This window comes from Kitasatospora sp. NPDC127121 (assembly GCF_042677305.1).
Taxonomy (GTDB): Bacteria; Actinomycetota; Actinomycetes; order Streptomycetales; family Streptomycetaceae; genus Kitasatospora.
The window spans coordinates 74,974-81,068 of record NZ_JBHXTQ010000032.1 but is presented as its reverse complement, the minus strand read 5'-3'; the positions used below and the strand labels follow the sequence as shown (position 1 = coordinate 81,068).

The following is a 6,095-nucleotide window of genomic DNA, read 5'->3' as shown; positions in this document are numbered from 1 at the left end:
TCATCAGCTTGCGGAAGTCCCGCGGGCTCAGTCCGGTGAACGGGGCTATCCAGGACGGCTCCGACGCCGTGATCACACCAGCCACGGCAAGATCACCTCACCCGCGACCAGCAGTTACGGGACAGCCCTTAGCCGGTCAAGATCAAGTGCTTAGCGCTAACGGCTGTACCGATGGTCCTCAAGGCCGTGCTCCGCACGCCGGCGGCGGCTGCGGGGCCCACCGCGGCGGACGCGATCGGGCTCGCACAGGACGACACCGGCCCCGCATAGGACGCGACTGGCCATAGGACGCCGCCCCGGCCCGCGCGGACGCATGCCCGTGGGCAACAAGGCCGCGGACCGGACGGCAAGCCGAGGTGTCCCGCTCCGCAGCCGGGTGTCTACTCGCCGGAGTCGGTCACCGACGCCCGGCCCGGATCCGTGTCAGGCGTTCCCGGACGACGCGCTACACCGTGCTGGCCGATCCGGAGGGAAACGAGTTCCGCCCGGACTGAACGACGGGGAACTTCACCCCGGTGAGGTCTTCGGAGACGGCCCACAGCCGCCGCTGGACGACCACCTCGTACGACTCCGGGCTGGAGGTGACCAGCCGGGGGTGGCCCATGAACTCGCCGCGTCCGCCGGGACCGTAGTACTGGCCGCCGAGCGCGGCGGGGTCGGCGGCGGCCCGAAGGGTCGGCAGCGCGCCCATCGCCGGCTTCTGGGTGATCAGCGGCGCGAGCCAGGTGAGCGGAAGCCGGAAGGCCGCGGGGAGGTTGCGGGCGAGCTCGGTGCTGGACACGCCGGGGTGCGCGGCCACCGCGACGGTGGTGCCGTGCGTGGCGAGCCGACGCTGCAGCTCGTACGTGAACATCAGGTTGGCCAGCTTGGACTGACCATAGGCGGCGGCCCGGCTGTACGACCGCTCCCACTGCAGGTCGTCGAAGTGGATCGCGGCCCGGATGCGGTGGCCGGTGCTGCTGACCGTCACCACGCGCGAGCCGGGCACCGGCAGCATCAGGTCCAGCAGCAGCCCGGTGAGCGCGAAGTGGCCGAGGTGGTTGGTGCCGAACTGCATCTCGAAGCCGTCCCGGGTGGTCTGCTTCGGGGTGTACATCACGCCGGCGTTGTTGATCAGCAGGTCGAGCCGGTCGAGCCGGGACCGCAGCGCCGCCGCCGCGGTCCGGACGGAGTCGAGCGAGGTCAGGTCCAGCGCCTGCACGGTCACGTCGCCGGTCATGCGGGCCGCGGCCTGCTGGCCCTTCTCCACGTTGCGCACGGCGAGCACCACGGACGCCCCGCGCTCGGCGAGCGCCTTGGCGGTCTCGTACCCCAGTCCGGTGTTGGCCCCGGTCACCACGGCCACCCGCCCGCGCTGGTCCGGAATGTTCGCCGTCGTCCACTTCTCGCTCATGCCAGGCTCCCGACTAACTAACGTACCGAAGGTATCTTGTGCACGACGTTAAAGTACTTTCGGTACGTTGTCAACGTACCGCAGGTACCTAAGTTAGTCTGGTGATCATGACTTTCCAGCGGGCGCGAACCGAAGAGCAGCGGGAGATGCGTCGACGGGCGATCCTCGACACGGCGTCGGCGATGCTCGACGAGATGCCCGTGGCCGCGGTCACCCTGAACGAGCTCAGCCGCCGGGTAGGCCTGGCGAAGCCGAACGTGCTGCGCTACTTCGAGTCTCGCGAGGCGGTGCTGCTGGAACTGCTGGACCACTTCCTGCAGGAGTGGCTGACGGAACTGGCAGGCGAGTTGGCGGCCGGCATCGACGAAAATCTACCCATGGCCGAGCGAGCGGCAGGGGTGGCCGAGATCCTCAGCCGCTCGCTCTCCAGCCGAGCGGTGCTGTGCGACCTCTTCGGCGCACAGGGCAGCGTCCTGGAACACAACGTCTCCGTCGAGGTCGTAGCCCGCTACAAGCGCGCCTCCCTGGACCGCCTGACAACCATGACCGCCCTGATCCTGAAGTACCTGCCGGAGCTGGGCGAAAACGCAACACTGTTCAGCCTGCAGACCATGGTCATGGCCGGCGCGCTCTCGGCGTACAGCACACCCCCGCCCAGCCTGCGGGCGGCCTACCAGGCCGAGCCCGACCTGGCCCGCTTCCACCTGGAGCTGAAGGACTACTTGAAGCAGGCCCTGACCGCAACCCTCCTGGGCGTGCTGCCCCGCGGCTGACCTGCGTGGCACTGGACAGGCCAGAACCTTGGACGCGCCACGAAGATCACCGTGGGACTCGACAAACCTCACATGATCAAAACGATCTCAAAACGGCCGTGCACTGAGGGGCCTCAGAGCTGGACGGGCAGGTGGCGGGGTCCGCGGAGCATGGCGTTCTGCCGGTAGGGGGGCGGATCCTGGACCAGGCGTGCCGCGCCGAGGCGGGGGATCAGCGCACCGAGCGCGGCCTCGGCTTCGATGCGGGCGAGCGGTGCGCCGTAGCACAGGTGGATACCGCTGCCGAAGCCGAGGTGCTGGTTGTCCGGGCGGGTGGGGTCGAACCGGTCCGGCGCGTGGAACCGCTTGGGGTCGCGGTTGCCCGAGGCCAGCGCGAGCACGACGGAGGCGCCTGCGGGGATGGTGGTGCCGCCGATGTCGATGTCGGCGAGGGGGATGCGCTGGCGCATGTGGACCGGGGGTTCGTAGCGCAGCAGTTCCTCCACCGCTCGCGGCAGCAGGTCCGGTTCGCGACGCAGCTGGTCCAGCTGCTCGGGCTGGCGCAGCAGGGTGAGCACCCCGTTGGCGATCAGGTTCACCGTGGTCTCGTGTCCGGCGATGAGCAGCAGCACGGCGGTTTCCGCGAGTTCTTCCTGGGTGAGCCGCAGGGCCGGGTCCGGTTCGTTGACGAAGGCGGAGAGCAGGTCGTCGCTCGGATTGCCACGGCGCTTCTCGGCGAGGCCCGCCAGGTACCGGCCCATCTCGCCCCGCGCCTGTTCGCCCGCCTCAGCGCCCGCCTCGTCCCGCTCGGAGGAGTCCGCCTCGGGCCGGACGTCGGCGGACGCGACGAGCGCGTCGGACCACGCCCTGAAGAGCGGCTCGTCCTCACGCGGCACGCCGAGCAGGCGGCAGATCACCGTGACGGGCAGCGGGTAGGCGAGGTCGTCGACGATGTCGATCCGGCCGCCCGCCTGGAACGGCTCCGTCAGTTCCCCGGTGAGCTGGACGATCTCGCCGCGCATGGCATCGACCCGGCCCGGGCTGTGCGGGGGGCCGAACGGCCGCATGGCCAAGGTGCGCAGTCGGTGGTGCTCCGGGTCGTCTAGCCGCAGGAACGGCGGCTTGTGCGTCGTCTCGCCGCAGGTGCGGGGATCGACACTCATCCGTGGATCGTGGAGCAGGGCGGCGACCTCGTGGTAGGTGCCGATCAGGTAGCTGCCGTCTGCCTGCCGGACGACGGGACCGGCCTCGCGCAGTTCCGCGTACAGCGGGTAGGGGTCGGGGCGGTTCGCGTAGTCGGTGATCCGTGCCAGCAGGGTGTCGGAGTCCATGGTGGCTCCTCGTCGTTGGGCGGGACGTGGGTCAGCCGCGGGGCTGCACCACGGTCAGTCGACGGTCGGGCAGGTATCCGGTGAGCGCCACGGTGGGGCCGTGGGACAGCCCCTTCGGATCCGGCACGTCGGACGGAATCGGGATGTCCGCCGCGAGCGCGCGGTCCGCCGCGCCGGGCGGGGGCGGGAACGGCGCAGCCGTCTCGATCAGGTGCCGGTAGTAGTCGATCGACTTGGCCATGTCGACGGTGACCGCCGCGGTGATCCGCCCCTGGTAGCCGTAGACCATCGCCAGGCGGCGCGCCTCCAGAGAACCCTGGGCGATGACCACGTGGTCGGAGAAGGTGGGCACGCCCACCGACTTGATGTTGAGCCCGAACTGGGTCGACCAGAACGTCGGGAGGGCGAGGTGCGGGCGCCGCAGCGGCCCTGGGCTGACCATGTTGTGGGCCGCCACCCCGGCCTGTTCGACCGCGTTCCCCCAGTGTTCGAGGGAGAGCATCTGGTAACCGAACAGCGGGTGGGGGAAACGGGAGACGTCGCCGGCGACGAAGACGTCGTCAGTGACGATTCCGTACATGTTGAAGGCGCGGCACCCGGCGTCGCAGGCGATTCCGCGCGGGCCCGCCGCCAGGCCGGAGTCCGCCAACCACTCGACGTTGCGGACCGCCCCCAGCGCCACGACGCACACGTCCGCCTCGACGCGGCTGCCGTCGGACAGCTCCGCGCCGGTGAAGCGGCCGCCGCCGTCCCCGCGCAGGGCGGTGACCGTCACGCCGGTGCGCAGGTCCACACCGTGGTTGCGCTGCATGGCGGCCGCGAGTTTCGCCAGGGTGCCGCCCAGCGCGCCCACCAGAGGTGCGGGGCCGCGTTCGGCGACGGTGACGTCCAGTCCGCGCTCCCGGCAGGCCGAAGCGATCTCCGAGCCGGTGAAGCCGCCGCCGATCACCAGCACCCGCCGTGGCCCGGCGGCCAACCGCTCGGCCAAACCGCCGGCGTCCTCGCGGGTACGCAGGGTGAACACCCCGTCCAGGGCGGCCTCCTGCGGATGGGGCCAGGGCCGCGCCCGGGTCCCGGTGGCGATCAGCAACCGGTCGTACGGCAGCGACTCGCCATCGGCCAGCATCACCCGCTTCCCCAGGGGGTCCAGGCCGGTGGCACGTACGCCCAGCCGCCACTCGGCGTCCGGATCCCGGCGCATCGGCAGCCCGGTGGAGTCCGCCGCAGCGTGGCCCAGCAGCACCTGCTTGGACAGCGGCGGCCGGTCGTAGGGCGGATGAGGCTCGTCGCCGACCACGGTCAGTGAGCCGGTGAACCCCTCCTCCCGCAGCGCCTCCGCGGCCCGCAACCCGGCCAGCGACGCGCCGACGATGACGATCCGGCCCTCTGTCTGGTAACCGGCCCTCTGGTCACCGGCTCCCTGGTCACCGGCCATCAGCGCTCACCTCCTCGCCGAGGAGGATGGCCTGGACCGGGCACGCCGCCGCGGCCTGGCGCACGCGCTCGACCTGGTCGTCGGGGACGGCCGGGGCGTACAGCAGTCCCTCCTCGCCGTGCAGCTGGAACACCCTCGGCGCGAGGAACACGCACTGTGCGTAGCCCTGGCAACGCGTGAGGTCGACAACGGTCCGCATCCCCACCACTTCCTCTGCCGCCGTACCCCCTCTCCCTTCCAGCATGGGACGAGAACCGGACGCGCGCAGCATGGGACGAGAACCGGCGCCGGTACGCGCACCTGCCGCGAGGAGCGCAGTACTGGCTTCAGTCCCGGTCGGGGGCATGCAGGGCGAGAGTGAAGCTGAAGCGGTCGCCGCGGTAGAGGGTGCGGACCTGTTCGAGGGGGTGGCCCGCGGCGTCGCGGCTGCGGCGGTGGAGCAGCAGCATGGGCAGGGCGGGCGGGGTGCCGATGAGCAGGGCTTCGCGGGGGGTGGCGAGGACCGTCTCGATGCGTTCGTCGGCGCCGCCGAGCCGCACGCCGCACTCGCGCAGGTAGCCGTAGAAGGAGCCTTCGGGGTCGAACTCCCGCTCCAGGCGCGGGACTCGGGCGACGGGGACGTAGGTGGACTCCAGGCCGACGCGTTCCTCGTCGGCACGCAGGACGCGCTCCAGGTGCCAGAGGGGTTCGCCTTCGGGGACGGCGAGGCACTGGGCCATGGGCGGGTCGGCGGGGAGGCGGTCGAGGGTGATGAGGGTGCGGCCGGGGCGCAGGCCCTGGCGGGTGACGCCTTCGGTGTAGCTGGCGAGGGAGAGCGGCTGTTCGATCTTGGGGCCGGCGACGACGGTGCCGCGGCCCTGGCGGCGCAGGCGGCCTTCGAGGAGGAGGTCGCGCAGGGCCTGACGGACGGTGGCGCGGGCGACGTGGTGGCGTTCGGCGAGGTCGGCTTCGGTGGGCAGGCGCCCGCCGGGGCCCAATTCGGCGATGAGTTCTTCGAGTTGGGCTTTGACCAGGTAGTACTTGGGCACCCGGCCGTGGTCGGGGACGCCGGAGCGGGCGGGGGCGACGGGGGGCCGGGGGGTGCCGTGGTTCACCGCGCCACCTTATCGAGCGGTGGTCCGGCGCCATCGGTCCGGCGCCATCGAGTGGCGGTTCAGCGCCCCCTAGATCACGGAATGGTAACC

General features: G+C 71.3%; 6 protein-coding genes and 1 pseudogene. 1 reads left to right on the top strand and 6 read right to left on the bottom strand.

The features are described from left to right. Both ACFVHI_RS18075 and ACFVHI_RS18070 read right to left on the bottom strand, forming a co-directional pair. Positions 1-85, bottom strand: a pseudogene (locus ACFVHI_RS18075) (IS5/IS1182 family transposase); the annotation flags it as partial. 360 nt (positions 86-445) lie between these two features. After that, complete coding sequence (locus tag ACFVHI_RS18070) at positions 446-1,393, bottom strand: SDR family NAD(P)-dependent oxidoreductase (RefSeq protein ID WP_380340419.1); 948 nt, start codon at positions 1,391-1,393, stop codon at positions 446-448. 107 nt (positions 1,394-1,500) lie between these two features. Here ACFVHI_RS18070 and ACFVHI_RS18065 point away from each other — a divergent pair, with 107 nt between their 5' ends. Next, positions 1,501-2,166, top strand: a complete 666-nt coding sequence (locus ACFVHI_RS18065) for a TetR/AcrR family transcriptional regulator (protein ID WP_380340416.1) — start codon at positions 1,501-1,503, stop codon at positions 2,164-2,166. A 113-nt stretch (positions 2,167-2,279) separates the two neighbouring features. Here ACFVHI_RS18065 and ACFVHI_RS18060 read toward each other — a convergent pair whose 3' ends face one another. The 4 genes from ACFVHI_RS18060 to ACFVHI_RS18045 form a co-directional block, all read right to left on the bottom strand. Further along, positions 2,280-3,476, bottom strand: a complete 1,197-nt coding sequence (locus ACFVHI_RS18060; protein ID WP_380340413.1) for a cytochrome P450 — start codon at positions 3,474-3,476, stop codon at positions 2,280-2,282. A 31-nt stretch (positions 3,477-3,507) separates the two neighbouring features. Beyond that, positions 3,508-4,911: an NAD(P)/FAD-dependent oxidoreductase gene (locus ACFVHI_RS18055; protein ID WP_380340410.1), complete on the bottom strand. Its 1,404-nt coding sequence runs from the start codon at positions 4,909-4,911 to the stop codon at positions 3,508-3,510. Further along, positions 4,901-5,110, bottom strand: a complete 210-nt coding sequence (locus tag ACFVHI_RS18050) for a ferredoxin (protein WP_063352161.1) — start codon at positions 5,108-5,110, stop codon at positions 4,901-4,903. The genes ACFVHI_RS18055 and ACFVHI_RS18050 overlap by 11 nt, the downstream gene beginning before the upstream one ends. A 127-nt stretch (positions 5,111-5,237) precedes the next feature. Next, positions 5,238-6,005: a GntR family transcriptional regulator gene (locus ACFVHI_RS18045; protein WP_380340406.1), complete on the bottom strand. Its 768-nt coding sequence runs from the start codon at positions 6,003-6,005 to the stop codon at positions 5,238-5,240. Positions 6,006-6,095: the final 90 nt, after the last annotated feature.